This is a genomic window from Chryseobacterium sp. HNCC26DJ240, assembly GCF_057180485.1.
The window spans coordinates 304904-330202 of sequence record NZ_JBXUGK010000001.1; the positions used below are offsets into that span (position 1 = coordinate 304904).

General features: G+C 35.9%; 24 protein-coding genes and 1 pseudogene. 20 read left to right on the top strand and 5 right to left on the bottom strand.

Features of this window, described 5'->3' with window-relative positions:
* Window positions 1–7: 7 nt before the first annotated feature.
* The 12 genes and pseudogenes from rpiA to AC2A1G_RS01515 all read left to right on the top strand — a co-directional run bounded on the left by rpiA (window position 8) and on the right by AC2A1G_RS01515 (window position 14125).
* Window positions 8–688 (top strand): ribose 5-phosphate isomerase A, encoded by a 681-nt coding sequence (rpiA, locus tag AC2A1G_RS01460; RefSeq protein WP_484045180.1) that lies wholly within the window; start codon window positions 8–10, stop codon window positions 686–688.
* 329 nt (window positions 689–1017) lie between these two features.
* Window positions 1018–4368: a DEAD/DEAH box helicase gene (locus AC2A1G_RS01465; RefSeq protein ID WP_484045181.1), complete on the top strand. Its 3351-nt coding sequence runs from the start codon at window positions 1018–1020 to the stop codon at window positions 4366–4368.
* A 127-nt stretch (window positions 4369–4495) separates the two neighbouring features.
* Entirely contained in the window at window positions 4496–6226 is a 1731-nt protein-coding gene (locus tag AC2A1G_RS01470) for a UvrD-helicase domain-containing protein (RefSeq protein WP_484045182.1), read from the top strand.
* 120 nt (window positions 6227–6346) lie between these two features.
* Entirely contained in the window at window positions 6347–7144 is a 798-nt protein-coding gene (locus AC2A1G_RS01475) for an SDR family oxidoreductase (protein WP_484045183.1), read from the top strand.
* Window positions 7145–7207: 63 nt separating this feature from the next.
* Window positions 7208–8125, top strand: a complete 918-nt coding sequence (locus AC2A1G_RS01480; RefSeq protein ID WP_484045184.1) for a helix-turn-helix domain-containing protein — start codon at window positions 7208–7210, stop codon at window positions 8123–8125.
* 8 nt (window positions 8126–8133) lie between these two features.
* Complete coding sequence (locus AC2A1G_RS01485) at window positions 8134–8469, top strand: nuclear transport factor 2 family protein (RefSeq protein ID WP_484045185.1); 336 nt, start codon at window positions 8134–8136, stop codon at window positions 8467–8469.
* A 231-nt stretch (window positions 8470–8700) separates the two neighbouring features.
* Window positions 8701–9291 carry a TetR/AcrR family transcriptional regulator gene (locus AC2A1G_RS01490; protein WP_484045186.1) on the top strand — a complete coding sequence of 197 codons (591 nt, stop codon included), beginning with the start codon at window positions 8701–8703 and terminating at the stop codon, window positions 9289–9291.
* A gap of 144 nt (window positions 9292–9435) precedes the next feature.
* Window positions 9436–10463 (top strand): annotated as a pseudogene (locus AC2A1G_RS01495) (alkene reductase).
* A 138-nt stretch (window positions 10464–10601) separates the two neighbouring features.
* Window positions 10602–11330, top strand: coding sequence for an SDR family oxidoreductase (locus AC2A1G_RS01500; protein ID WP_484045187.1), 729 nt, complete (start codon window positions 10602–10604; stop codon window positions 11328–11330).
* A gap of 84 nt (window positions 11331–11414) precedes the next feature.
* Window positions 11415–12179 (top strand): SDR family oxidoreductase, encoded by a 765-nt coding sequence (locus tag AC2A1G_RS01505; protein WP_484045188.1) that lies wholly within the window; start codon window positions 11415–11417, stop codon window positions 12177–12179.
* Between the two features lie 2 nt (window positions 12180–12181).
* Window positions 12182–13180, top strand: a complete 999-nt coding sequence (locus AC2A1G_RS01510) for an NADP-dependent oxidoreductase (protein WP_484045189.1) — start codon at window positions 12182–12184, stop codon at window positions 13178–13180.
* 117 nt (window positions 13181–13297) lie between these two features.
* Complete coding sequence (locus AC2A1G_RS01515; RefSeq protein ID WP_484045190.1) at window positions 13298–14125, top strand: AraC family transcriptional regulator; 828 nt, start codon at window positions 13298–13300, stop codon at window positions 14123–14125.
* Window position 14126: 1 nt separating this feature from the next.
* Here AC2A1G_RS01515 and AC2A1G_RS01520 read toward each other — a convergent pair whose 3' ends face one another.
* A complete protein-coding gene (locus tag AC2A1G_RS01520) occupies window positions 14127–14522 on the bottom strand; it encodes a winged helix-turn-helix transcriptional regulator (RefSeq protein WP_484045191.1) in 396 nt (131 codons plus the stop codon).
* Window positions 14523–14650: 128 nt separating this feature from the next.
* On the opposite strand from AC2A1G_RS01520, the gene AC2A1G_RS01525 reads away from it, so the two are divergent.
* From AC2A1G_RS01525 to AC2A1G_RS01545, 5 genes are all read left to right on the top strand, one after another.
* A complete protein-coding gene (locus AC2A1G_RS01525; protein WP_484045192.1) occupies window positions 14651–15103 on the top strand; it encodes a nuclear transport factor 2 family protein in 453 nt (150 codons plus the stop codon).
* Between the two features lie 82 nt (window positions 15104–15185).
* Complete coding sequence (locus tag AC2A1G_RS01530; RefSeq protein WP_484045193.1) at window positions 15186–15740, top strand: sugar O-acetyltransferase; 555 nt, start codon at window positions 15186–15188, stop codon at window positions 15738–15740.
* Between the two features lie 10 nt (window positions 15741–15750).
* Window positions 15751–16800 carry an alpha/beta hydrolase gene (locus AC2A1G_RS01535; protein WP_484045194.1) on the top strand — a complete coding sequence of 350 codons (1050 nt, stop codon included), beginning with the start codon at window positions 15751–15753 and terminating at the stop codon, window positions 16798–16800.
* A gap of 169 nt (window positions 16801–16969) precedes the next feature.
* The gene (locus AC2A1G_RS01540; RefSeq protein WP_484045195.1) at window positions 16970–17389 is read left to right on the top strand and encodes a cupin domain-containing protein; all 420 of its coding nucleotides are present in this window, start codon (window positions 16970–16972) and stop codon (window positions 17387–17389) included.
* A gap of 6 nt (window positions 17390–17395) precedes the next feature.
* A complete protein-coding gene (locus tag AC2A1G_RS01545) occupies window positions 17396–18460 on the top strand; it encodes a carboxymuconolactone decarboxylase family protein (protein WP_484045196.1) in 1065 nt (354 codons plus the stop codon).
* A 102-nt stretch (window positions 18461–18562) separates the two neighbouring features.
* Here the strand turns inward: AC2A1G_RS01545 and AC2A1G_RS01550 are convergent, their stop codons facing one another.
* Both AC2A1G_RS01550 and AC2A1G_RS01555 read right to left on the bottom strand, forming a co-directional pair.
* Window positions 18563–18856, bottom strand: coding sequence for a DUF3817 domain-containing protein (locus AC2A1G_RS01550; protein WP_484045197.1), 294 nt, complete (start codon window positions 18854–18856; stop codon window positions 18563–18565).
* Window positions 18857–18899: 43 nt separating this feature from the next.
* Window positions 18900–19334 carry a DUF1801 domain-containing protein gene (locus tag AC2A1G_RS01555; protein WP_484045198.1) on the bottom strand — a complete coding sequence of 145 codons (435 nt, stop codon included), beginning with the start codon at window positions 19332–19334 and terminating at the stop codon, window positions 18900–18902.
* 431 nt (window positions 19335–19765) lie between these two features.
* On the opposite strand from AC2A1G_RS01555, the gene AC2A1G_RS01560 reads away from it, so the two are divergent.
* The 3 genes from AC2A1G_RS01560 to AC2A1G_RS01570 are packed head-to-tail and all read left to right on the top strand — an operon-like array spanning window position 19766 to window position 23554.
* Window positions 19766–20353, top strand: a complete 588-nt coding sequence (locus AC2A1G_RS01560) for a (2Fe-2S)-binding protein (protein ID WP_484045199.1) — start codon at window positions 19766–19768, stop codon at window positions 20351–20353.
* Window positions 20350–21327 (top strand): FAD binding domain-containing protein, encoded by a 978-nt coding sequence (locus AC2A1G_RS01565; RefSeq protein ID WP_484045200.1) that lies wholly within the window; start codon window positions 20350–20352, stop codon window positions 21325–21327. The genes AC2A1G_RS01560 and AC2A1G_RS01565 overlap by 4 nt, the downstream gene beginning before the upstream one ends.
* Before the next feature lie 13 nt (window positions 21328–21340).
* Complete coding sequence (locus AC2A1G_RS01570) at window positions 21341–23554, top strand: xanthine dehydrogenase family protein molybdopterin-binding subunit (protein WP_484045201.1); 2214 nt, start codon at window positions 21341–21343, stop codon at window positions 23552–23554.
* A gap of 47 nt (window positions 23555–23601) precedes the next feature.
* Here AC2A1G_RS01570 and AC2A1G_RS01575 read toward each other — a convergent pair whose 3' ends face one another.
* Both AC2A1G_RS01575 and AC2A1G_RS01580 read right to left on the bottom strand, forming a co-directional pair.
* On the bottom strand, window positions 23602–24282 hold the full coding sequence (locus tag AC2A1G_RS01575) for a hypothetical protein (RefSeq protein WP_484045202.1): 681 nt from the start codon (window positions 24280–24282) through the stop codon (window positions 23602–23604).
* Window positions 24282–25034, bottom strand: coding sequence for a hypothetical protein (locus AC2A1G_RS01580; protein WP_484045203.1), 753 nt, complete (start codon window positions 25032–25034; stop codon window positions 24282–24284). Before AC2A1G_RS01580 ends, AC2A1G_RS01575 begins: the two co-directional genes overlap by 1 nt.
* Window positions 25035–25299: the final 265 nt, after the last annotated feature.

Consider the following 25299-nt stretch of genomic DNA (forward strand, 5'->3'; position numbering starts at 1 on the left):
AATGTAGATGAATTTAAAACAACAATCAGCTTTAGAAGCCGTAAAATTCATAAAACGAAACCAAATCATCGGTCTCGGAGCAGGAAGTACGATTGCTTATCTCGTGCAAGAATTAGCAAAAGACAGCAAAACCGAAATGCACAGTTTTGTATCTTCAAGTCAGGAAACGACAGAATTGTTGCTTCAATTTGATATGAAAGTTTTAAATGCTGAAAATCTCAATTCCATTGATGTCTATTTCGACGGTTGTGATTTCCTCGATAAAGATTTGAATGCCTTGAAAAGCGGAGGCGGAATCCATACAGATGAGAAAATTTTGGCTTCGATAGCGAAAGAATTTATCTTGTTGGGAGACACTCAAAAATACATTCAAAAATTTGATGAAAACTGTTCGTTCACGGTGGAAGTTGTTACGGATTCTATTGGTTTTATTATTGAAAAACTTCAGAATCAATTTGATATTGAAAGTGTTACAATTAGAAAAGATTCAAATCAGGAAAAGATATTAACGAAAAGATTCGGAGCGCTTTTGGACGTAAAATTCAATGATTTTCCAGAATTGGAAGTCCTTAATAACATCAAATTATGCGCAGGAATCATCGACCATTCTTTATTCCATAATCTGGCAACTCAGGCGATTCTTTGCGGTGCGGAAGGAACAATTCATTTAACCCAACCGAAAAAATAAATACTATTTTGGACGTATCCCTTTGCATTTTGCCAGAAGTTTTTGGTCTTCGAAAGAAACTTTCAACAAGGCAAAAATGCAAGCGGGTCGGGCAGAACTTCGTTCGCAACTTTCACATTAAAGCAACATTTAGTTGCTTTAATACTCAGTTGTGCTGTATCTTTTGCTTGTCGTTCCTCCTTACAAAAGGATGCCGCTTCTATCCCTTACGCAGGAACTATTGTTTTAAGCTTTTTTCATTAATTTAGCGTTACTAAAATCCCTGATTCGACACAAAATTTCGTGTAAATATCAATCAAAAGTAACATTCAAATTTCTTGTGTAACATAATGCAACATCTCAAAAATCAATATATTTTCGAAAACATCAGCTTCTCAAATTTTTCGGTTTTTGATCTTCAAAAATATTGCTCAGAAAAGATGGATATTGAAAAGAAAAATTTAAAAGATATTCAACCGTATTTTATAGAAATCAATTCCGGAGTGTTTTTTAAACCTTCATCAAATATTGATTTTCCTAGCGTGGCAGTGAATTTTATTGGAAATTCTTTAATTTTAGATTGCCCATGTCAAAACTCTAAAACCAAATTGTGCACTCATCAGGCTCAGGTCCTTTATACAATTCTTGAGCGACAGGATTTGCGGGTTTTCTTTGATGAAGAACTTCGTAGGAAAAAGTTGGAAATCCACGCAAAAGAGTATGGACTTGAAAATGAAAGCAATCTCGATGATTATTTTCAGTTAGAACACGTTCATCAGTCTTTAAAAATAGAACCAAAAATTAAAGAAATAATCAAACTGAATTCTGACGAACTTCAACAGAAATTACTCCCCAAAAATAAAGATAATTTTCCCGAAATAATAGCTCAAAGTAATGGTAAACAACTTTTTTTGGTCATTAAAAAACATAAGTATTACGATAGTTTTGCCATAGAACTTTTCGAAGCGGAAACCGCTAAGGCCGGAAAAATCAAAAATCCGTTTACGGTTGTGGAAGACTCAAATTTAATCTGGAAAGCGGAAACCATTGACGAGACAAAATTTTTCACCGCCGTTTCGAAATTTGAAAATAATCTCAGCGAAGAGAAAAATGAAGCCGATGTTGAAGCTTTAAAAATGGTGGTTAAAAACCCGCTTAATCTGCCTGTTTTTTATCACGACAAAGACATTTCGGAAAACGTTTCAGCAAAATCTATCGTTTCGGTCGATTTGAAATTATTGAATGCCGAAATAGAACTTTCTGTTTTCAAAAAAGAACCTTTCTTTGAAATCTCAGGCGGAATTTGGCTTAATGATGTTTTAGAACCCTTCAAAAATGTCAAAATTGAGTTTAATTATTTCATTCTGAAAGACAAAACGCTGCATCTGATTACCAGTTTAGATATGCTTCGGGTTTTGGAGTTTTTCAAATCCAACAGAGAGATTTTGTTGATTCATTCATCGAAATTTGAAGAGTTTAAACAAGGTATTCTTGCCAATTTAGAGAAGCATATTAAAATCAATTATTCATACATAAAACCGGCTACCAAAAGACAACTGCAGGAAAAATCCTTTGATGAAAAAGTAGGAAAAATCATTTATTTGTCAGATGAGAATGACTATGTTTCGATAACTCCGGTGATTAGATACGGTGAGGTTGAAATTCCGGTTTTTTCAAGAAAACAGATTTTTGATACCGACCAAAATGGCAATATTTTTAAAGTTGAAAGAGATGATAAAGAAGAAATAAAATTCACGGCGGTCATCATGCAACAACACCCTGAATTTGCCGAACAAATTGAGCAATACGAATATTTTTACCTTCATAAAGATAAATTTCTTGACGAAAATTGGTTTCTGGAAGCTTTTGAAAAATGGCGAAATGAAGAAATTGTTATTTTGGGTTTTAATGAATTGAAAAAGAATCGTTTGAACTCTAATAAAGCCGTAATTTCGATTGCTGTTGTGAGCGGAATCAATTGGTTTAATGCAGAAATTAATGTAAAATTTGGAAATCAGAAAGCTACGTTGAAGCAATTGCACAAATCCATCAAAAACAAAAGTAAATTTGTACAGCTGGACGACGGAACCAACGGTATTTTGCCCGAAGAATGGATGAAAAAACTCAGCCGTTATTTCGATGCGGGAGATATTTATGAAGAACTTTTAAGATTGCCCAAAAGTAATTTTTCTGAAATCAAAAATCTGTTTGATCAAGATGTTTTGAGTAAAGAAGTTGATGCAGAAATCGATATTTATAACAAAACTCTTTTGGATAACAAAGATATTCCAGAAACTGAAGTTCCTGCAGAATTAAACGCCACACTTCGGGATTATCAGAAACAGGGTCTCGACTGGCTGAATTATCTCGACGATTTCAGTTTCGGAAGCTGTCTTGCCGACGATATGGGATTGGGAAAAACGCTTCAAATTATTGCATTCATTCTCTCGCAAAATAAAAAACACCCTAAAAATACCAATTTGGTGGTGGTGCCTACTTCATTGCTTTTCAACTGGCAGGCTGAAGTAGAAAAATTTGCACCGTCTATTAAAATTCTGACCCACTACGGTTCCAACAGAATCAAAAATACAGCTCATTTTGAAGGTCATGAAATTATTTTAACGACTTACGGAATGATGCTTTCTGATATTCGGTTTTTGAAAGAATTTAAATTTAATTACATATTTTTAGACGAATCTCAAGCCATAAAAAATCCAAATTCTGAACGCTACAGAGCTGCAAGACTATTAAATTCAAGAAATAAAGTTGTTTTAACCGGAACTCCGATTGAAAATAACACATTTGATATTTATGGGCAACTTTCGTTTGCTGTTCCAGGTTTGCTGGGAAGTAAACAGTATTTCAGAGATATTTATTCAATTCCGATAGACAAATTTGAATATACCAAGCGCTCTCAGGAATTACAGCAGAAAATACAACCTTTTATCCTCAGAAGAACAAAAAAGCAGGTCGCAAAAGAGCTTCCCGATAAAACAGAAATGATAATTTACTGCGAAATGGGTGAGGAGCAAAGGCGAATTTACGATGCACAAGAAAAGGAAATCAGAGAATATGTTTCTGCAATAGATGAGCGGGAACTTCCTAAAAGCAGCATGCACGTTTTGACAGGTTTGACTAAGCTGAGGCAGATTTGCAACTCGCCGGTTTTATTGAAAGATGAGAAGCAGTTTAGCGGAGATTCTGCAAAAATTGACGCGCTGCTGGAGCAGATTGAAAACAAATCTTCACAGCACAAAATTCTGATTTTTTCACAGTTTGTTTCGATGTTGGATTTGATTAAAGTTGAGCTTCAAAAAAGAGATATTCAGTTTGAATACCTTACCGGACAGACGAAAAACAGAGCTGCGAAAGTAAATGAATTTCAGGAAAATGAAAATGTCCGCGTATTTTTAATAAGTTTGAAAGCCGGAGGAACAGGTTTAAATTTAACCGAAGCCGACTATGTTTATCTCGTCGACCCGTGGTGGAATCCCGCAGTTGAAAATCAGGCGATTGACCGCTGTTACCGTATCGGACAAAAGAAAAACGTCATCGCCGTAAGACTGATTTGTCCTAATACAGTTGAAGAAAAAATAATGAAATTACAGCAATCCAAAAAAGAACTGGCTAATGATTTGATTTCTACAGATAATTCAGTTTTCAAAAAATTGTCGAAGAAGGATCTGTTGGAATTATTGTAGCGCTCCATTCCAGTTCAGGCTACAAAAGATTTGACTGTAAAAACATTATAAAAAAAGCAAAATTACTCTTGATTGTAAGAGTTTTGTGAACTAAATTGCTGATTTTAATTTGAGAAAAACACAAATTATGAAGTGGACTACCGAACAGGAAAACATCATCAATTCCACAGGAAATATTAAAATAAATGCAGTTGCAGGTTCCGGAAAAACCACGACAATTATTGAATATGCAAGAGCGAGACCTGCCAACAGCAGAATTCTGTATTTGGCATTCAACAAGTCTGTAAAGCTGGAGGCTATAAAGAAGTTTCAGGAAAAAGGTCTGCACAATGTGACTGTAGAAACGGCTCATTCTTTGGCTTACAAACATGTTGTTTTTCAGAATCATTATAAAATCCGTGCACAGGGTTATAAAACCAATGAAATTGTGGAACTGCTCAATTTGAAAGGAAACGGAGAAAAACATACCGAGTATATCATCGCCAATCACATCAATAAATTCATTTCCTATTTTTGCAACAGCGATAAGCTCAAAGTCCAGGATTTGAATTATCTCGACACGGTTTCTGATCCAAATGCTAAAATTTTTGTCAATACTTATTACAAATATATTCTCGCACAAACCAGATTGTTGTTGAGTAAAATGGATAAAGGCGAAATAGAAATCACCCACGACTTCTACCTCAAAAAATTCCAGATTTTAAACCCGAAATTACCTTACGATTACATACTTTTTGATGAAGGTCAGGATGCTTCTCCGGCGATGTTGGATGTATTTTTTAAGCAAAATGCGACGAAAGTGATTGTTGGCGATACGCATCAGCAAATTTATGGGTGGCGTTTTGCCGTTAATTCTTTAGAAAAAGCTCAGTTTGAAACGCATCATCTTTCTACAAGTTTTCGTTTCAGTCAGGATATTGCTGAGTTGGCAATGGGAGTATTACAGCTTAAAAAACATATTAACAATAATCAAAATGTTTCTATCAAAGGGAATGGTGATGTTGGTGAAATTAAATCTAAAGCAATTTTGGCAAGAACCAATCTCGGACTTTTGCTGAAAGCCATCGAATATGTCACGGAAAAAAAGAATGTAAAACACATTTATTTTGAAGGAAATATCAATTCTTACACCTATGCAGACGAAGGTGCATCGTTGTATGATGTTTTGAATCTGAAAAACAATAAGCAGTCTTTGATCAAAGATAAACTTATCAAAGCGATGAAAAATCTTAAAGAATTGGAAGATTACATCGATAAAACAGAAGATTTGCAACTCGGAATGATGGTGGAAATCGTAAAAGAATACGGCAACAAAATCCCGAATATCATAAAAACAATCAAAGATAAACACGTCGATGGCGACCAGAAAGAAAAGGCAGAAATGATTTTTTCCACGGTTCATCGCAGTAAAGGAATGGAGTATGACAGCGTACGTTTGGTCAACGATTTTATTTCTGAGGAAAATTTAGAAAAAATTAAAAGAGAAAAGAAGCCTGAAGAAATCAATTTCACAAAACTCAACGAAGAAATCAATCTGCTCTATGTTTCGGTTACCCGTACCAAGAACAAGCTTCATATTCCCGAAGAGTTGATGCCTGCTGACTTTCCCGATTCTCCTCAAATTCTAACCATCAAAGATATCCCCAACGAACAGAAGAAAACCGAGAAATCTTATACTGTTGAGCAGGTGCGTGAAAAGCACAAAGGAGCCTACCAGCCATGGACTCCCGAGCTTGACCGTGAACTTATGGAATTGTTTTCTGAAGGAATCAGCGGGAATGATTTGGCGAAACATTTCGGACGTACAAAAGGTGCTATTGCTTCCAGAATCAAAAAACTGGAGCTGGATGATTTTTAAATTTAAGAAATTTTTGGTCTGATTACTCCGTCATTTTGGATACAACCAAACTCATTTTGGCAACATTTCCCTTATCCCGTCTGCGGACATTTGTATTATAAAATTTAAACAAAATTTACAATGCAGAAAACAATTTTTATTACAGGTGCCTCTTCAGGTTTAGGAAAAGCTACAGCCAAATTATTCCAGTCAAAAAGCTGGAACGTCATCGCAACAATGCGAAATCCACAAAACGAAACCGAGCTTTCTCAATTAGAAAATGTAACCTTGCTTCCTTTGGATGTTACTAATTTTGAACAAATCAAAGAAGTGGCACAAAAAGCAATTGAAATGGGCGTTGACGTGGTTTTCAACAACGCAGGTTACGGTCTGATGGGAGCTTTGGAAACGTTAAGCGATGACAAAATTCTTCGTCAGTTGGACACCAATCTTTTAGGCGTCATTCGTGTTACGCGGGCTTTTATTCCTTATTTTAGAGCAAAGAAAAACGGGCTGTTTATTTCGACGACTTCCATTGGCGGATTTATGGGATTTCCTTTGCATTCCATTTATCACGCTACAAAATTTGCTTTAGAAGGTTGGAGTGAAAGTATGTCGTTTGAATTAGGTCAGTTCGGAATTGGTATTAAAACAGTTGCTCCGGGCGGAATTTCAACAGATTTTATTGGACGTTCATTGGATATGAATAAAAGCGAAGAATATCAGAATTTAGAAAATAAATTACTGGAAAATATAGATGTAATGATGCAAAATGCTTCTACTGCAGAGCAAATTGCCGAAGTGGTTTACGAAGCTGTAACCGACGGAAAAGACCAGGTACGATACATCGTCGGAGCAGATGCCAATGCAATATATTCCAGACGACTGGAGATTGGTAAGGAAGAATTCAGAAAGGAAATTGGTCAGCAATTTTCATAATAATCAATCAAACAGCTGTCTTTTTGAGGCAGTTGTTTGTTTAAATTTGTAAAAGAAAATAAAATGTACATCGTCAATTCCATATCAGAATTTCATCGGCACTTGTCTTTGCCAGAACCGTTGCATCCGTTGGTGAGCGTGATAGATGTTTCGAAAATTAAACACTCGGAAAGCGAAATCTGGGAACGTTTTTTCGTTAATTTCTACTGCATTTCGTTAAAAAAAGACGTGACCGCAAAAGTAAAATACGGACAACAATACTACGATTTTGATAAAGGTACAATGAATTTTATTGCGCCAAAACAAATACAATCTCTAAGCATCGAAGACATTCGTCAAATGAATATCGAATGCGGACAAGGTGTTATGCTGATGTTTCATCCTGATTTTTTGTACAAACATTCCATTGCGACGAGCATCAGAAACTACGGTTTCTTTTCTTATGCAGTGAATGAAGCGTTGCATATTTCGGAACGTGAAGAGCAGAATATCATCGAAATTTTTAAAAAAATAGAATCCGAATACCAGTTTATCGACCGTCATACGCAGGAAATTATTCTGGCACAAATCGATTTGCTTTTACAATACAGCAACCGTTTTTATGAACGTCAATTCATCACAAGAAAAGCAGTGAATCACGATTTGCTGTCAAAAATGGAACAATTGCTGAGCGAATATTTTGAGGAAGAAAAAACCTTGGAAAAAGGGCTTCCCACGGTAGAATATTTCGCAACTAAACTGAATCTTTCACCAAGATATTTGAGTGATATGCTTCGGTCTTTGACAGGACAAAATGCACAGCAACTCATCCACGAAAAACTCATCGAAAAAGCAAAAGATTACCTCACAACAACTCAGCTTTCTGTGGCAGAAATCGCTTATCAATTAGGTTTTGAACATCCGCAGTCTTTCAACAAATTATTTAAAAATAAGACTAGCCAAACGCCTGTGCAATTCAAACAGAGTTTTTATCATAATTAAACTTAAAAATGAATATAGAAACCTTTATCAAAAATTGGATTGCAGTCAGTAATAATTACGACACCAGAAAATATCTGGAATTTTATCTGAAAGATGCTGTTTTAGATGACCCTTCAGTTGGGAGAAAATTTATCGGTCACAGTGGAATAAAAGATTATTTTGTGAGTTATTTTATCGGATATAAAACTCAGACTGAATTGAGGAAATTAGAAGTGAAAGACAATTCAGCTTATCTGGAAGTAGAATTTACTGGTGATTTTCCGGAAGGTAAAATCGGTGGAAGCTTTGATTTTGTTTTTAAAGATGATAAAATTGAGTTTGTGAAAGCAGATTTGATTCATTGAATAGTTGAGCTCCTCAGAAAAGAAATTTTTTTGAAATCATAATTTTGTAATATTAAAGTCTATAAACTTTTAAAGTAGAGATTTAGGACAGCAAAATTATATGATGTTATTGATATGAAGATTTTGTATCTTAATATTTCTTTAAGAAAATGAGTTTATATACTTTTTAGTATAATTTATTTGCTTTTAAAAAATACTTTTTAGTACATTTGCAAAGTAAATCAAACAAGTATGTTAACCAAAGCAGAAAAAACCAAGCAATTTATCTTAGAAACAGCAGCACCTCTTTACAACGAGAAGGGAATTTCTGGTGTGAGTATAGACGATGTTCTGGAAGCTACAAAGTTAACGAAAGGTTGTATTTATGGACATTTTAATGGTAAAGACGATTTATCGGAACAAGTGATTGATTATTCATTAAATAAAATGTCAACAAAAATGTCAATCGTTGTTTCTCAGGGAAAAACTGCAAAAGAAAAGATTTTCCTTTATCTTGACTTTTATAAAAATCCCATTGATACTTATATCGCAGGCGGTTGCCCGATATTCAATACGGCGGTGGAAGCTGATGATAATTTTCCTGTTATCAAAAAGAAAGTTGCTGCAACTTTAAGAGCCGGACAACAGGGAATTGCCAATGTTTTACAGGAAGGTATTGATAATAAAGAGTTTTCGGATAAATTGAATCCTGAAGCTTTTGCATTCAAAATATTAGCTGCTGTAGAAGGCGGTATCATTCTGTGCAGAACAATGGAAACTTCAAAACCAATGATAGAATTAGTAAAAAGTTTAAAAAACGAATTAGAGCAGTATTCACTCTAATTTTTTTTAATACAAAATATACTTTTTAGTATATTTTAAGATGAGTAATACTTAAAAATCAATTTCATAAAAAAAGAAAATATGAGCAACAAATTATTCGAAAGTTACACACTTAACGGACAGAATTTAAACAACAGAATCGTAATGGCACCAATGACCAGAGCTCGGTCTGCTAATCAAGGAAATGTAGCTACAGAGCTTACTGCAAACTATTATGCACAGCGTGCTACAGCCGGTTTAATTATCAGTGAAGGAACTTTTATCAGTGAAGAAGGAATTGGTTTCATTAATGTTCCAGGGATTTATACACCTACTCAAGTCGAAGGCTGGAAAATCGTAACCAAAGCTGTTCACGACAAAAACGGGAAAATATTTGCTCAATTATGGCATACCGGAGCATACTCTCACCCAGATTTACACAACGGGAAATTGCCTTTAGCACCTTCAAATTTCAATCCGGAGCAACAAGCTTTCACGCCGGAAGGTTTCAAAGCAACAGTTGCGCCACAGCCGATGACGATTGAAGATATCAAAAAACAGTTCAGGATTTCAGAAAAGGAGCAATCAATGCTTTCGATGCAGGTTTTGATGGGATAGAACTTCACGGTGCAAACGGATATTTGTTACAGCAGTTTTTCACTAAGAATTCCAATGACAGAACCGATGAATACGGAGGTTCGCCAGAGAACCGAGCAAGAATTCTATTTGAAATTTTAGATGCCATTAAAGAAGTTGCCGACGGCAAAAAAGTAGGCGTTCGTCTCAATCCTTCTCTCAACGGAATTATGGGAATCGCTGTAGATGATGAAACTATCGCAACTTATAATTATATAGTCAATAGATTGAATGACTATGATTTAGCTTATATTCATTTAATTGAACCATTCACAGATGTCACAGGCAACGAAAATGCCATTCAGGAAGTCGCCAGACATTTCCGTAAAATCTACAAAGGAACCATCATCATCAACCGTGCTTTCAACAAAGAAACAGCGACCAAAGTGTTGGAAGATGGCGATGCAGATTTGGTTTCATTTGGAGTTCCGTTTATCGCCAATCCCGATTTGGTGGAACGTTTCAAGACAGATGAGCCTCTCAATACGCCCGACCAAACTACTTTTTACACACCAGGAGAAAAAGGTTACACGGATTATCCTTTCCTAAATAACTAAAATAATTTGGGCGACCGGGCGGGCTTTCCACTATATCTTTTGTTCCGCTAAAGCTCCACAAAAGGATGCCGTTGCAATCCCTGTCGCAAAGCAGTCAATCATTAAAAAAATTTCAACAAAAAATAACAGTTCAACAAAATGAAAACAACAGGAAATACCATATTTATCAGTGGCGGAAGTGCCGGAATAGGCTTAGCAATTGCTAAAAAATTAAACCAAACAGGCAACAAAATCATCATCAACGGAAGAAACGAAGAACGTCTTCAAAAAGCATTGTCAGAACTATCAGATGCTGTAGGAATTCAGGGCGATTTATCCGTAGAGGCAGACAGAATCCGCATCGCTGAAGAACTGAAAACCAATCATTCCGATGTTAACATCATCGTGAATAATGCTGGAGCAGCTTTCGGATATTTGTTAAGCGAAACGACCAACGCTCACGAAAAAGCGCAAATTGAAATGAATACCAATTATTTTGCAATCATCCACTTCACAGAATTATTATTACCTCATTTGTTAGAAAAAGAAGAATCAGCTGTAGTCAATATCTCATCTATTGCCGTGTATGGAAGTCATAAATTTTTACCAACTTATGGCGCAACCAAGGCTGCGCTACATAGCTATACAACAGCATTAAGACAAACGTATGAAGAACAGAAAAACCTTCAAATCTATGAAGTGTATCCTCCTTTAGTAAACACAGAGTTTTCTGCCGAGATTGGCGGAGCAGCGGGAATTCCGCCAAGTGAAGTGGCAGATGAATTATTCATCGGGTTGAAAAATAATCAATTTGATATTCCGGTGGGAGATTCAAAAATATATGCCAATGCAATTGGTGAAGCAATGTCAAAATTAACTCAAGCTTAAAAAGAATAATTAATATAAATCAATCATTTTCTGTAATTTAGAATAGACAATGATTGGTTTATTTCATTTTTAAATTTTACGATTATGAATTTAAAAAATAAAACAATTCTGATTACAGGGGGAGCTTCAGGAATTGGTTTGGAAGCTGCAAAACAGTTTTTGGCTTTAGGAAATAAAGTCATCATTACTGGAAGGAATCAGGCAAAATTAGATGCTGTAAAAAAACAGTTTCCAGCAATTACAATCATTCAGTCGGATGCTGCAAAACCTGAAGATGCGATTGCTCTTTTCGAAAAAATAAATGCTTTAGGCGGAATCGATATTTTGTACAATAATGCCGGAGTCGGTGTTCCTCCGTTGAATTTGGGAGTTGCTAATGAAAAACATTTGGAAGGTGCAGTTTATGAGATGGAGGTCAATTATTTTGGTGTAATTCGTTTGAACAATCTTTTTATGGAAATGTTGAAATCCCGAAAAGAATCCGCAATTATTAATACAACTTCCATTCTCAGCATTGTTCCATCGGTATCGGAAGCAACCTATTCTGCTTCAAAATCTGCCTTGGCATTTTATACGAAATCATTACGGTCGCATTTGCAGTCCATCAACAGTTCTGTAAAAGTTTTTGAACTGTTGCCACCTTTGGTTGATACCGATATGGTTGCTGACAGACAGGATAAAAAAATCAGTACCACGCAACTGGTAAACGGTTTGATTAAAGGTCTGAAAAATAATACAGAAACCATCAGAGTAGGCGATACCACAGCAGTCTACATTCTTAATAGGATTGCTCCTAAGAAAGCATACGATTTAGTCAATGCAAAAAAAGAATACACAAAACTGAAATAATTATGAAAGCATTTCTTATAAATAAATACACAAAAGGAGGTTTGCAGTTGGCAGATGTTTCTGTACCAAAAATCAAAGACAACGAGGTTTTGGTGGAAATTCACGCTTCTGGCTTGAATCTTTTGGATTCGAAAATTAAAACAGGAGAATTCAAACTGATTCTTCCTTACAAAATGCCACTTATTTTGGGTCACGACCTTGCAGGAATTGTAAAAGAAGTTGGAAGAAATGTAAAAAAGTATAAAGTTGGAGATGAGGTTTATTCCCGACCTGTCGACTTTCATATCGGAACTTTTGCAGAATTTATTGCGGTAAGAGAAGAAGATTTAGCGCTAAAACCGAAGAATCTTTCGATGGAGGAAGCGGCTTCTGTACCTTTAGTTGCATTGACGGCTTGGCAGGCATTAGTGGAAGTCGGACAACTTAAAAAAGGACAAAAAGTATTTATTCAGGCCGGTTCCGGAGGTGTGGGAACTATTGCGATTCAGTTGGCAAAACATCTTGGCGCAACCGTTGCAACGACTGCAAGTCCCAAAAGTTTTGATTTTCTTAAAGAACTGGGCGCTGATGTTTTAATAGATTATAAAACGCAGGATTTTGAAGCAATACTGAAAGATTATAATCTCGTTTTGAATAGTCAGGATAACAAAACGCTTGAAAAATCTTTGAATATTCTCAAAAAAGGAGGTAAAGTTATTTCCATTTCCGGTCCGCCAACACCGGAATTTGCTAAAGATATCAATGCAAATTGGCTGGTAAAAATAGTAACACGATTTCTGAGTTCTGGAATTAAGAAAAAGGCAAAAAAGTTAGGCATTGATTACACATTTCTTTTTATGATGGCAGATGGCAAACAACTGACAGAGATTACTAAATTAATAGAATCAGGAATCATAAAACCAATTGTAGACAAAGTTTTTCCATTTGAAGAAACCAATAAAGCTTTGGAATATGTTGAAAGTGGAAGAGCTAAAGGAAAAGTTGTGATGAAGTTGAAATAATTGTATCTGTCTCGTCGTTTGTATGAGCCTCTCAGAAAGATGAAATGAGCTTCTCGGTAAACAAAATTGATTTTCTAAGACATAATTTTGTAATTTAAAATCATAAAAAATCAGCAGATGCAAATTCAGGAAAACGAAAATTATACAACGCTAAGTTATTCAGGGATATTTTTGTCCTGCTTTGCTGAAGAAAGTACAAAGTGCATCCATTCTACGCCAGAGCACGTTTTGGTCTATCTTTATTCGGGCGAACAGGTTATTGAAGACCGAGATAAAACAATCGTTTTGAAAGCTGGAGAATGTGCATTTGTCCGCAGAGACCACCGCTTGAAAATGTATAAAAACGGCGAAGGCAAAAATCTCTACAAAGGAATTTCTTTGACTTTCAGACGAAATATCCTGCGAGACTTTTACAGCAAAATGAACAAAACCGAGATTCCACAGAGTGTAAAAATCTCAGATTCTAATGTTTTTAAAATTGAACCAGATACGGCAATTACAAGTCTTTTTCTTTCGCTAACGCCTTATTTCGACAGCAATGTAAAACCTACGGAAAGCATTACGGAATTGAAATTATTGGAAGGAATTCATGCCTTGCTCAACACCAAAGAAGATTTTTATCCAATCCTTTTCGATTTTGCAGAACCTTGGAAAGTCGATATTCTGGAATTCCTCAATGATAATTATATGGATGATTTGTCGATGGAGCAGATTGCGTCTTTTACAGGAAGAAGTCTGGCGACATTTAAGAGAGATTTCAAGAAAATCAGCAATCTCACACCACAAAAATGGCTGATTAAAAAACGTCTCGAAATGGCTTATATTAAGCTGAAAGAAGAGAACAGAAAAGTGCACGATGTTTATTTTGAAGTCGGTTTCAAAAATCCGTCACATTTTTCTACGGCTTTCAAAAAGCAATATGGTTTTTCGCCGACGGAAGTTTAGCTTATTGTTTTGATTTATCAGAAGACATTTCAGTTTTAATTTTTTCCCGATGCTGAATTCCCCATTTGGTCATCGCTTCCACAACTTCCTGCAAACTTTCACTGTAGGGTAAAAGTTCATATTGTATCGTTACGGGATAACCTACTGCAACTTTTTTGATGAGAAATCCGTTCAGTTCCAAATCTTTCAATTCGCTGGATAAAACTCTTGCGGATATACCTTTTACTTGCCTTTGTATTTCGGTAAAACGATTGTTTCCTCTTGCGATTGCTATGATAATCATCAATTTCCATTTACCTCCAATTACATAAATAAAGTCTGAAACCGCTGTCAAAATTGTATGGCATTCATCAGTGAATTCTTTACTATCGATTTGATTTTCATTGTCTTCCTTCATAAATGTCATTTTAGTTAGTCAATAACCTTTAGGTAATAACTAATATTTTGTAAGCAAATATACTATAGTTTTGTGGAGTAATAATGATTTAAATATTCATTTAAAATATTCATTTAAAATTTAAAATTATGACATTAGAAACTTTGAAAATTAAGGAAGAACTGAGAAATCTGATTGACGCTTATGCAACATTGGGCGATGAGAAAAAAATTGCAGAGCAGATGAAATTATTTACTTCAGATGCCAATTACACAGTTTATATGAATGGAGTTGTGGTTGCAAATACGACAGGAACCGATAAAATTGGAGCAGAATTTAACGAACACGCCTTGTTGGTAAAAACGTATTTTACCTTGAACGGACAATATTCAGTTGAAATTGAGGGAGATAATGCAACCGGAATTTCTTTTTCACAAATCAAAATGATTAGAGAATCTGACGGAAAAGAAACCTTGAGCGATTACAGCGTAAGATACGATGATACTTATGTTTTCGAAAACGGAAAATGGCTGATTAAAAACAGAGTTGGACATTTTTTAATGATTGAAAACAGAATCTTAGCTCCTCATTCTAAAAACTGAGCTTCTCAGCAAACGAATTTGAGCCTCGCAGAAACTTCTTTGTGAGGCTTTCCTATTAATTTTGTAATCAGAAATCGAGATTATGCAAGATGATATTTTTACAAGATTAAGGAATGGCGAAATAGTTTTACCCAATGATTCTCAGATTCATCTTTTGCGGGAAACTTCTTTCCAAACCAGAGAATTGCTTCTGCAACTAAATCAATCAAAAAATGCAGAGGAAATTCAAAATTATTTACATCAAATTATAGGCGTAGAAAACAATTCAGTGGGGATTTTCACTCCGATTTATATCAATTATGGAAAGAATCTGAAAATTGGGAAAAACGTTTTTATTAATTTCGACTGTACTTTTCTCGACTTAGGCGGAATCACGATTGAAGATGATGTTCTCATCGGTCCGAAAGTCAGTCTGGTCACAGAAAATCATCCTTTAAATCCCGAACATAGAAAAGGCTTAATCTGCAAACCTATTCTAATCAAAAGAAACGTTTGGATTGGAGCCAATGCAACCATTTTAGCAGGTGTAACGATTGGCGAAAATTCCGTTGTCGCAGCCGGAGCAGTTGTTTCAAAAGACGTTCCTGATAATACCGTTGTTGGCGGAGTTCCTGCGAAAATCATTAAACAAATTTAATTAGATAATAATGAAAAAGTTCACATTAATAATTGCTGTATTTCTGATGATTTCAGCACAGATTTCAGCACAGATTTCAGCACAATCCAAACAAAATTCAAAGAAAATGAATACAACAGAACATTATACTTTTCAACTCAGTGATAAAGTTACCAGACAAAAAGTAAGCTTCAAAAATCGTTATGGAATTACAATTTCGGGCGATTTGTATCTTCCGAAAAATGCAGGAACTCATTTATCTGCGATTGCTATCAGCGGACCTTTTGGAGCGGTAAAAGAACAATCTTCCGGTTTGTATGCCAATCAAATGGCGGAACGTGGATTTGTTGCTTTGGCTTTCGACCCTTCTTACACAGGGGAAAGTGGAGGAGAACCAAGAAATATTTCTTCATCAGACATCAATACAGAAGATTTTAGTGCAGCAGTTGATTTTCTTGGACTTCAAAAAAACATCGACAGAAACAAAATCGGAATTATTGGAATCTGTGGTTTTGGAGGATTTGCGTTGAATGCAGCTGCAATTGACAAACGTGTGAAAGCAGTTGTTACGACCAGTATGTACGATATTCCAAGAAATGCTTCAAACGATTATTATGACAAGAGAACTCCAGAAGAACGCACAAAAATTCTGACCGAAATGAGTCTTCAACGTTGGAAAGATGCAGAATCAGGAAAAACATCATATCCTGAAAACGGATTGGGACAAACAACCGAAGCTTCGCCACAGTTTATCAAAGAATATTATGATTATTATAAAACGCCGAGAGGTTTTCACGAACGTTCTATAAATTCAAATGCAGCGTGGTCAAAAACAAGTGGATTTTCATTAATGAATTTTCCGATTTTGGGTAATATCAAAGAAATTTCACCAAGACCAATGTTGTTGATTGCAGAAGAGAAAGCGCATTCAAGATATTTCAGCGAAGACATTTACAAATCGGCTTCCGAACCGAAAGAATTGATGATAATTCCAAATGCTGTTCACGTGGATTTGTATGATAAATTGGATGTGATTCCTTTTGATAAGATTGAGGATTTCTTTAAAATGAATTTGAAATAAATCAGTAAAAATGGTAAGCAATACCGTAATCGGTATAACAATGATTTGATGGAATGGACGGAACTTTGTTTAACAATAAGAAGTCATCAAAATGAAATATTTTTTAACATTAATTCTATTTGTGTTCGGGCAATTCGCTTTCGCACAAAAGACAAAAAATCAAAACAAAATGAAAACAGACATTCCAAAAATAAGTGATTTTCCGACGGGCGAAGAAAACACTGGATTTGCTCAATATTTTACAGGTAAATCTTATTTGGCGCCATTGACGGGCAACAAAGATTTAAATATTCCACTTTCCAACGTTACATTTGAACCAAGTTGTCGCAACAATTGGCACAGTCACACGGGTGGACAATTATTGATTGTCGTTGGTGGCGAAGGTTTATATCAGGAAAGAGGAAAGCCAGCCCGTCGTTTAAAAGCTGGAGATATCGTAGAAATTGCTCCGAAGGTTGAACATTGGCACGGCGCAACTGCAACGAGTTGGTTTTCGCATTTGGCGACGACAGGTAATCCTCAAACTAATCAAAATACTTGGCTGGAAGCAGTTTCAGATGAAGAATATGCTGAAGCTAACAAAAAATAATTTTCTATGATGAAAAAAAACAAGTTTCTTCAATGGATAATTCTTTTTGTTCTTACATTAAGTTTTACAAAAATGAATGCGCAGCAAAATACAGCAACTCAAAATTTGAATGTTAAAGAACAAAGTCTGGTAAAGATTTCTTCATTAACGGCAGTCGGAAATCTTGAAAATCTGAAATTTCAGTTGAATGCAGGTTTAGATTCCGGTTTGACAATTAATGAAATCAAAGAAGCTTTGGTACAATTATACGCTTACTGCGGTTTTCCGAGGAGTTTGAATGCCATTAATACTTTTAAAACTGTTTTGGATGAAAGAAGAGTGAAAGGAATTAATGATATCGAAGGGAAAAAAATCATCGTCGAAAATAATGTTGAAGACAAATACGAGCAAGGCAGAAAAACTTTAGAAGTACTTTCAAAAACACCACAATCGAAGCCTGCAAAAGGTTTCGGAGAATTTGCTCCACGAATTGATGCTTTTCTGAAAGAACATTTATTTGCCGATATTTTTGTAAGTGATGTTCTGACTTATCAGCAAAGAGAATTGGTGACGATTTCAGCTTTGGCTTCTTTAAGGGGAGTAGAAGGACAGTTGCAATCGCACATCGGTATTGGAAAAAATACAGGAATTACTGAAAATCAATTTGAACAATTGGCGGATTTGATACAAGAATCTGTAAATAAAACGCAAGCGAATACAGTTCGGAAAATTATCGGAAAACCACTTGTTCCGATTATCGAAAATGATATGATGATTCGCATCTCGGAAATAGAAATTATTCCCGAATTTTTGGAAGAATACAAATCTATTCTGAAAGATGAAGCTTCGGCTTCAGTGAAATTAGAGAAAGGCGTGATTGCTATTTTCCCAATGTTTCAGCAGAAAAATCCAACTCAAATCAGAATTGTAGAAATCTATGCGGATAAAGAAGCGTATCAATTTCATTCGCAGACGCCACATTTTCAGCATTACAAAACCTCGACTTTGAAGATGGTGAAATCTCTCAAACTAATTGATATGGAAAGCCTTGACAAGGAAAATATGTCCAGTATTTTTGAGAAATTAAAGTAAATAATTGATGTCAATTTTCGTTGAAAAGTAGTGAGATTTTTATCTCTTTTTGTTTTACAGTTTTAGTTTCACTGATAAAATGAGGGATAGCGGAAAAGCTCTTTAATTTTCGGTTTGAGCATATTCTTTCTTTAAATTTTTGTCAAGATAAAACGGCACAAAAGGCAAGACAGAGCCTACAAGGTAAATGACGATTCTCTTAATGCTCCATTTGTACATAAAAGCAGCAATGATGAGTACGGCGAAGTAAAACAGAAACAAAACCCCATGAATCCAACCGAAGTATTTTACAGGTTCACGAATATCGAAAATATATTTGATGGGCATGGCGATAAAAAGCAATATAAGGTAAGAAATCCCTTCAATAATGGCGGTTTTGCGGTATAGATTGATCATTTTGATGTAATAAAATTTGGATTCAGGTTTAATTTAAACTCAATTATCTGCAGGCACATTCGTTATTTTCGCTGATGTATTTGATGGTAGATTTGCAGAGCTTTTCCAGAATGTCAAGATTTAAATCAGAAAGTTTTTTAAAATAAATACAGGCTTTTGCCATTTTAAATTTTCCTAAACTCTCAAGCAGCTTTTTATCTTCTTCTTCCGGTGCAGCAACGTAAAGTGAAAACTGAGCTTTTCTTGGCGAAAAACCAATGATCATCGCATCTCCTTCGTGTCCGCTGTCGTATTTATAATGATAACTGCCAAAACCAATCATCGTTGGTCCCCACATTTTAGGCTCAAAACCAGACCATTCTCTCATTAAATCAATCAGCTGAAAACTGTCCTGTTTTTTCTGCTCGGTTTCTACATAGGAGTTGATAAAATCGTTAACATCAATTTCAGTTTCTGCGGTTTTATTTTTTGAAGCCATAATTTAGTTTCATTAAATCTCACTGCAAAAATAATATGCAACATTCAATAAATGGTAGATTTGTTTGAAAAATTTCAATAAAGAAATATCGATTTTATCTTTAGATGAAGAATTTTGATTAATATTTAAATTTAATGGATTTTGTCATTTAAAATTTAGATTAAAACACATCTGAAAATTTCATAAAAACAAATGTTTAGAGTTCAAGAATGTATCTTATTTAATTCTAATTTTTCTTCATTCTAAATTATTTTGTGGTACTAAAAACCTTTGTTAAAAGGCGTATCTTACAACATATTGATTCATATTTAAATTAAAAAAATTATGAAATCGCCATTAAGAAACTTTTCAAGCAAATACCAGTGAAGATTGGGCGGTAGAATAACTTGTTCCGATTTCGGGATGACCTATAAAAAAATAAAAATCTACATATGAAAATACCTTCAATGAGTCGGCGGAATTTCCTGATGAGTTCAGGACTGCTCGTTTTCTGGTCGGCAATACCAATTCATGTAAAAGCAGCGGGCGATAAAGTGCGGAATCTTTTTGTAAAACCTAAAAAAGTTCTTCCGTTAAAAATGAAAGTTAACGGTCAGAATTATGATCTTAATTTAGATACAAGAACAACAGTTTTAGACATGCTCCGTGAAAATCTTGATCTCACAGGTTCTAAAAAAGGTTGCGACCACGGACAATGTGGTGCGTGCACCGTTCATATCGATGGCGAAAGGGTTTTGAGTTGTCTTACTTTGGCCTGCACAGTTCAGGAGAAAGAAATCGCAACCATCGAAGGACTTGCCAACGGAGAAAATCTTCATCCGATGCAAAAGGCTTTTATCGAGTGTGACGGTTTCCAGTGTGGATATTGCACGCCGGGTCAGATTATGTCGGCTGTGGCCTGTGTGAAAGAAGGTCATACCGGTTCGGTAGAAGAAATAAAAGAGTTTATGAGCGGAAATCTTTGCCGTTGCGGTGCGTATAACGGAATTGTAGAATCTATACAAAAAGTAGCAGGATGAGACCATTTGAATTTTTCAGAAAAGATGATATTGCCAAAACGATTTCGCAGAAGAATGACAAGGCAAAATTCATCGCAGGAGGAACCAATTTGGTCGATTTGATGAAGAAAAACATTGAACAGCCGGATTATATTATTGACGTAAATTCAGTTTTATCTGCAGCCGTTGAGGTGGATAAAAAGAAACTTAGAATCGGAGCGATGTCTAAAAACTCGTCAGTTGCCAAAAACGCTGATGTTTTGAAAGAATATTCCCTGATTTCGAAGGCTATTTTAGCTGGAGCTTCACCACAAATCAGAAATATGGCTTCGTGTGCCGGAAATATGTTGCAGCGAACAAGATGTCCCTACTTTTATGATGTCACAACGCCTTGCAATAAAAGAAAACCGGGATCTGGCTGCAGCGCAAAAGATGGCGAAAACAGAATGAATGCCGTAATTGGTTACAGTGAAGACTGTGTTGCTGTACATCCTTCAGATTTCTGCATCTCCCTCGCAGCTTTGGATGCGACGGTCATTACCCGAAATTCTAAAAATAAAAAGGAAGAGATTGAGTTTAAAAACTTTCATCGTCTTCCCGGAAATACACCCAATCTGGATACCAATCTTCCTCAGAATTCGATTATTGAAGCCATTGAAATTCCTAAAAATAATTTCGGTAAAAATAATGCTTACGTAAAAATAAGAGACCGGTCTTCCTACGCATTTGCACTGGTTTCAGTTGCAGCCGCATTAGATCTGGAAAACGGAAAAATCAAAGATTCACGGTTGGCTTCCGGTGGCGTGGCTCATAAACCGTGGCGATGGTACGAATCTGAAAATTTTCTGAAAGGAAAAATGCCTACAACTGAAAATTTTTCAGCGGCAGCAGATTTAGCAATAAAAGATTTGAAACCTCTTTCGAATAATGGTTTTAAAAAAGAAATGCTCCGAGGAGCGATGATTACAGCACTTCAAAACAGTTTAAATCCTTAAAAAAAGAACAGATATGGCATTTTTTGATAATGATTTAGATTTCAATATAGAAAAAGAAGGACGCGCCGAAGCTTTGGCAAAAGTGACTGGCCGTGGAAAATACTCCGCAGAATACAAAACCGAAAATGTAACCTACGCTGTAATTGTCGGAAGTACTGTTGCATCAGGAAAAATTACTGGAATTGATACTGCAGATGCAATGCTTGCAGATGGTGTTCTGGATATTTTAACGCACACCAATAAGCCGGTTGTTGCTGGTTTAGCGTCAGAAGAAAAAATTAAAGAAAGCAAAATCGGGCTTCCGGTTTTGCATACCGATACGGTTTATTTTAAAGGTCAGCCAGTGGCTGTCGTGATTGCAAAGACTCTTGAGGAAGCTCAGTACGCTGCCTCTTTGGTTAAAACTTCCTACCAGCAGACGAAAGCAAATGTTGATTTCAAAAATTCTCATCTTTCAATCTCTCTAAAAAATGACGGAAAAGAGAGAGGAAATGTTGACAACTGGAAATCTTCTGCCTACAATGTCGAGCAGGAATATCACATCGAAGGCGAAGTGCATCATCCGATGGAAATGCACGCCACCATCGCCATTTGGAATGGAGATGAAAAACTGAAATTATACGATAAAAATCAGGGTGTCAACGGAGTTCAGAATACGGTGGGCAAACTGTTTGGTCTTCAGCCAAAAAATATTGAGGTCATCACTGAGTTTATGGGCGGAGGTTTTGGTTCTGGGTTAAGAGTCTGGCCAAATACTGTTTTAGCAGTTATGGCTGCAAAAAAAATCAACAAGCCTGTAAAACTGATGCTTACAAGAACTCAAATGTCTTGTCTGGTCGGTTACCGTCCGGAATCGTGGCAGAAAATAAAGTTAGGTGCAGATGCTTCAGGGAAATTTACAGGTTTGCTTCACGACAGCAAAAATACAACCTCACTCTACGAAAATTTCCTTGAAAATATCACGAGAATCAGCCGATTGGCGTATGGTTTTGAGAATTTAAAAACGCAGATGGCAACAGTGCCGCTGAATATGTCTACGCCGACCTGGATGCGTGGTCCTGGAGAATGCACCGGAGCTTTTGCTTTGGAATCTGCCATTGATGAGCTTTGTTTTAAAATGAATAAAGATCCTTTGGCCATCAGACTTCAGAATTTGTCTGATGTAAAAGATCCTGAAACAGGAAAGGACTGGTCTACCAATTACATCAGAGAATGTATGGAAAAAGGGGCAACGAAAATCGGCTGGAACCAAAGGAATCAGCAGCCACGGCAAAAGAAAGAAGGCCACTGGCTCATAGGTTACGGAATGGGAGTAGGGATGTGGACTGCCGGACGAGGAAAAGCAAGCGCCGGACTCGAAATGGATGTCAATGGAAACGTGACCGTAAAAACTGCCATGACCGACATCGGAACTGGAACGGGAACTTCGATGCGGAATATCGTTCATGAAAACACCGGAATTCCTTTAAATAAAATTAAAATTGATCTCGGGAAATCTACACTTCCACAGGCTCCAAGTCAGGGGGGAAGCCGCGGACTTTCTTCCATCAGCGCATCGTCTAATGCGATTGCCGAAACTTTGAAAAGTGAGTTGATAAAATACGCTGAAAAAATAAACCTTGATTTTAAAAATATAAAACCTTCAGATGTTATTTTGTCTGAATCTGATATTAAAATTAAAAACAAAACAGCTTCAGTAAGTTTTCAGAAAATTTTCAGTGACAATAATTTAACGGTCATTGAAGTTGAGGAAACTACCGAGCCTGGTGCAGATCAGAAGAAGTATGCTTTTGCCTCGGGAGCAGCTCATTTCTGTCGTGTAATGGTAAATGAACTGACCGGAAAAGTAAAAATCGACCGTTTTGTGAGCGTCGTTGATGGTGGCAAAATCGTCAGTGAAAAACCGGCAAAAAACCAGATTATCGGTGCCGTTGTGGGCGGAACGGGAATGGCTTTAATGGAAGAAATGACCATTGATAAACGCCTTGGTGCTTTGGTAGCTGAAGATCTGGCAGGGTATCATTTCTCTGTTAATGCAGACGTTCCAATAATCGAAGTTGATTTTATCAACAAACCGGATTTTAATCTCAACGCCAGCGGTGCAAAAGGTTTAGGCGAAGTCGGAATTATTGGTTCTGCAGCGGCCATTGCCAATGCGATTTTCAATGCGACCGGAAAACGCTTTAGAAATTTGCCGATTACACCGGATAAAATTTTGAAAGGTTAATTTTAGATAAAACAAAACTCCCGAAATTTTAATTTTCGGGAGTTTTGTTATTTGGCAATCTGAGCTATTAAGGAAAATGCTTTTCCTTGAAGTTCATCTTTAGAAAGCTTATTGCTTTCAATTTCCAAAGCAGTAAAATGACCTTGGTCGGCTGCTAAAAGTGCATAACCATTGGTTTTCTTTCCGTTCTTTTTATAGTTGTAAGAAATAAATTTCGAATCTTTCTCATCCAATTTTATATCCAGATTCTGTAAATTAAGTTTCTTTTTCACAGCTTTAAAATTCGTCATCAGATCATCAGCTGTATCATAAGAATGAAGAAAAATGCTTGTGTTATCAGGTTTTTTGATGGCCAAACTCAATGTGTCATCATAATTTTTCTGAAAATAAGCACCTGATTCTACATTGATTTTAGAAAAGACATCCAGCAGAATCAAAGAATCTTTTTTCAGTTGTATCACGCTGTAATTTTCTTTTTCAGAATCGCTGAGGTGACTGATGCTGTCATAGCTTTCATAGAAAAGATCGTTGGAAGCAGTATTTTCTACTGATTCTGACGCTTTTTGTCGGTCATAATTTCTACTTATGAGCGAATTTATTTCGCTGTAAGAATCGTTCGAATACGAACTTGAAGAGCTTTTGTTGCAGGTCATCGCAAGACGAACGATACTGACGAGGGCAATAACCAACGTCAAAATGGTTTTCCATACGGATGAATTATCACTCATTATTTTACGTCTGTTCTCTGGATTGTAATTTCATTCAGTTTTTTGCCTTTTGTGTCGCTGTAAATGTATTTGATGTTATTCACACCGATAGCTTTGGTCTGACTGAAAATTTGTTTCACATCCGTAGATCTCATCATTTCGTCTTTCATCAGTTGCTTAGCTTCGTCGGTGGCAAGCACCTCTGCATACTGATCCGGAACTTCAGCGGAGTACACAATATTATTCTCAGCATCAGCTTTAATAGCAACAATCTTGATCCCGGAAGTTTTGTCTACAATCGGTAAACTTTTGCTGAAAACTTTTAAAATTTCATTGAGTTGTACGCTGTCCGGTGTTTCGCCTTTGGCAATTCCTTCAAGATCTATATTTCCTTTTTTTGTGTTTTTGTCAATGGTTTCTGAAGAAATAATCACTCCGTTTGAGCTGTACACTTTCAGATTAAATTTCACGCCCTCTTCCAAAAGTTCTTTTCCAGTCGGTTCTGCCTGAATTGCCTGCCCAATGATGTCCGGAATAGCACTTTTCATCAGTTCAGCTTCTATATCAGTGTCAAAATAAGTTGTTTTTATTTCGATATCAACATCGCCCGTAGGAGTTGAGGTTGCTTTTGTCGACTTAAATCCTGCACTTCTCACCATCATGTCGCTGGTGTTGTTGTACATTTTTACGAATTCGGCGGTTTTGGTTTCTGTGGATTTTTTACAGCTGACAAGCATTACCGCTACAGCGAAGATAAATAAGAGTTTTCTCATCTTGAATGATTTAAATTTTTTTGAAAGATAATAAAAAACAGAACTCAAAACTGAATTCTGTTTGTTAATTTCACAAAATAATGAATTTGTTGAGGCGTTTTTTTTTAAGTAGAGAATTTTTAAATACTGCTGGACTTTTTTAAAACAAAATTGCGAGGTTTTTATTTGCTGATTTTGAATATTTTTTTACAAAAAATATAACGATTACCTCTTTTTTAAATTATACAAAATCAGCAGTCATTTTGTCATTCCGTAGGAATCTAAA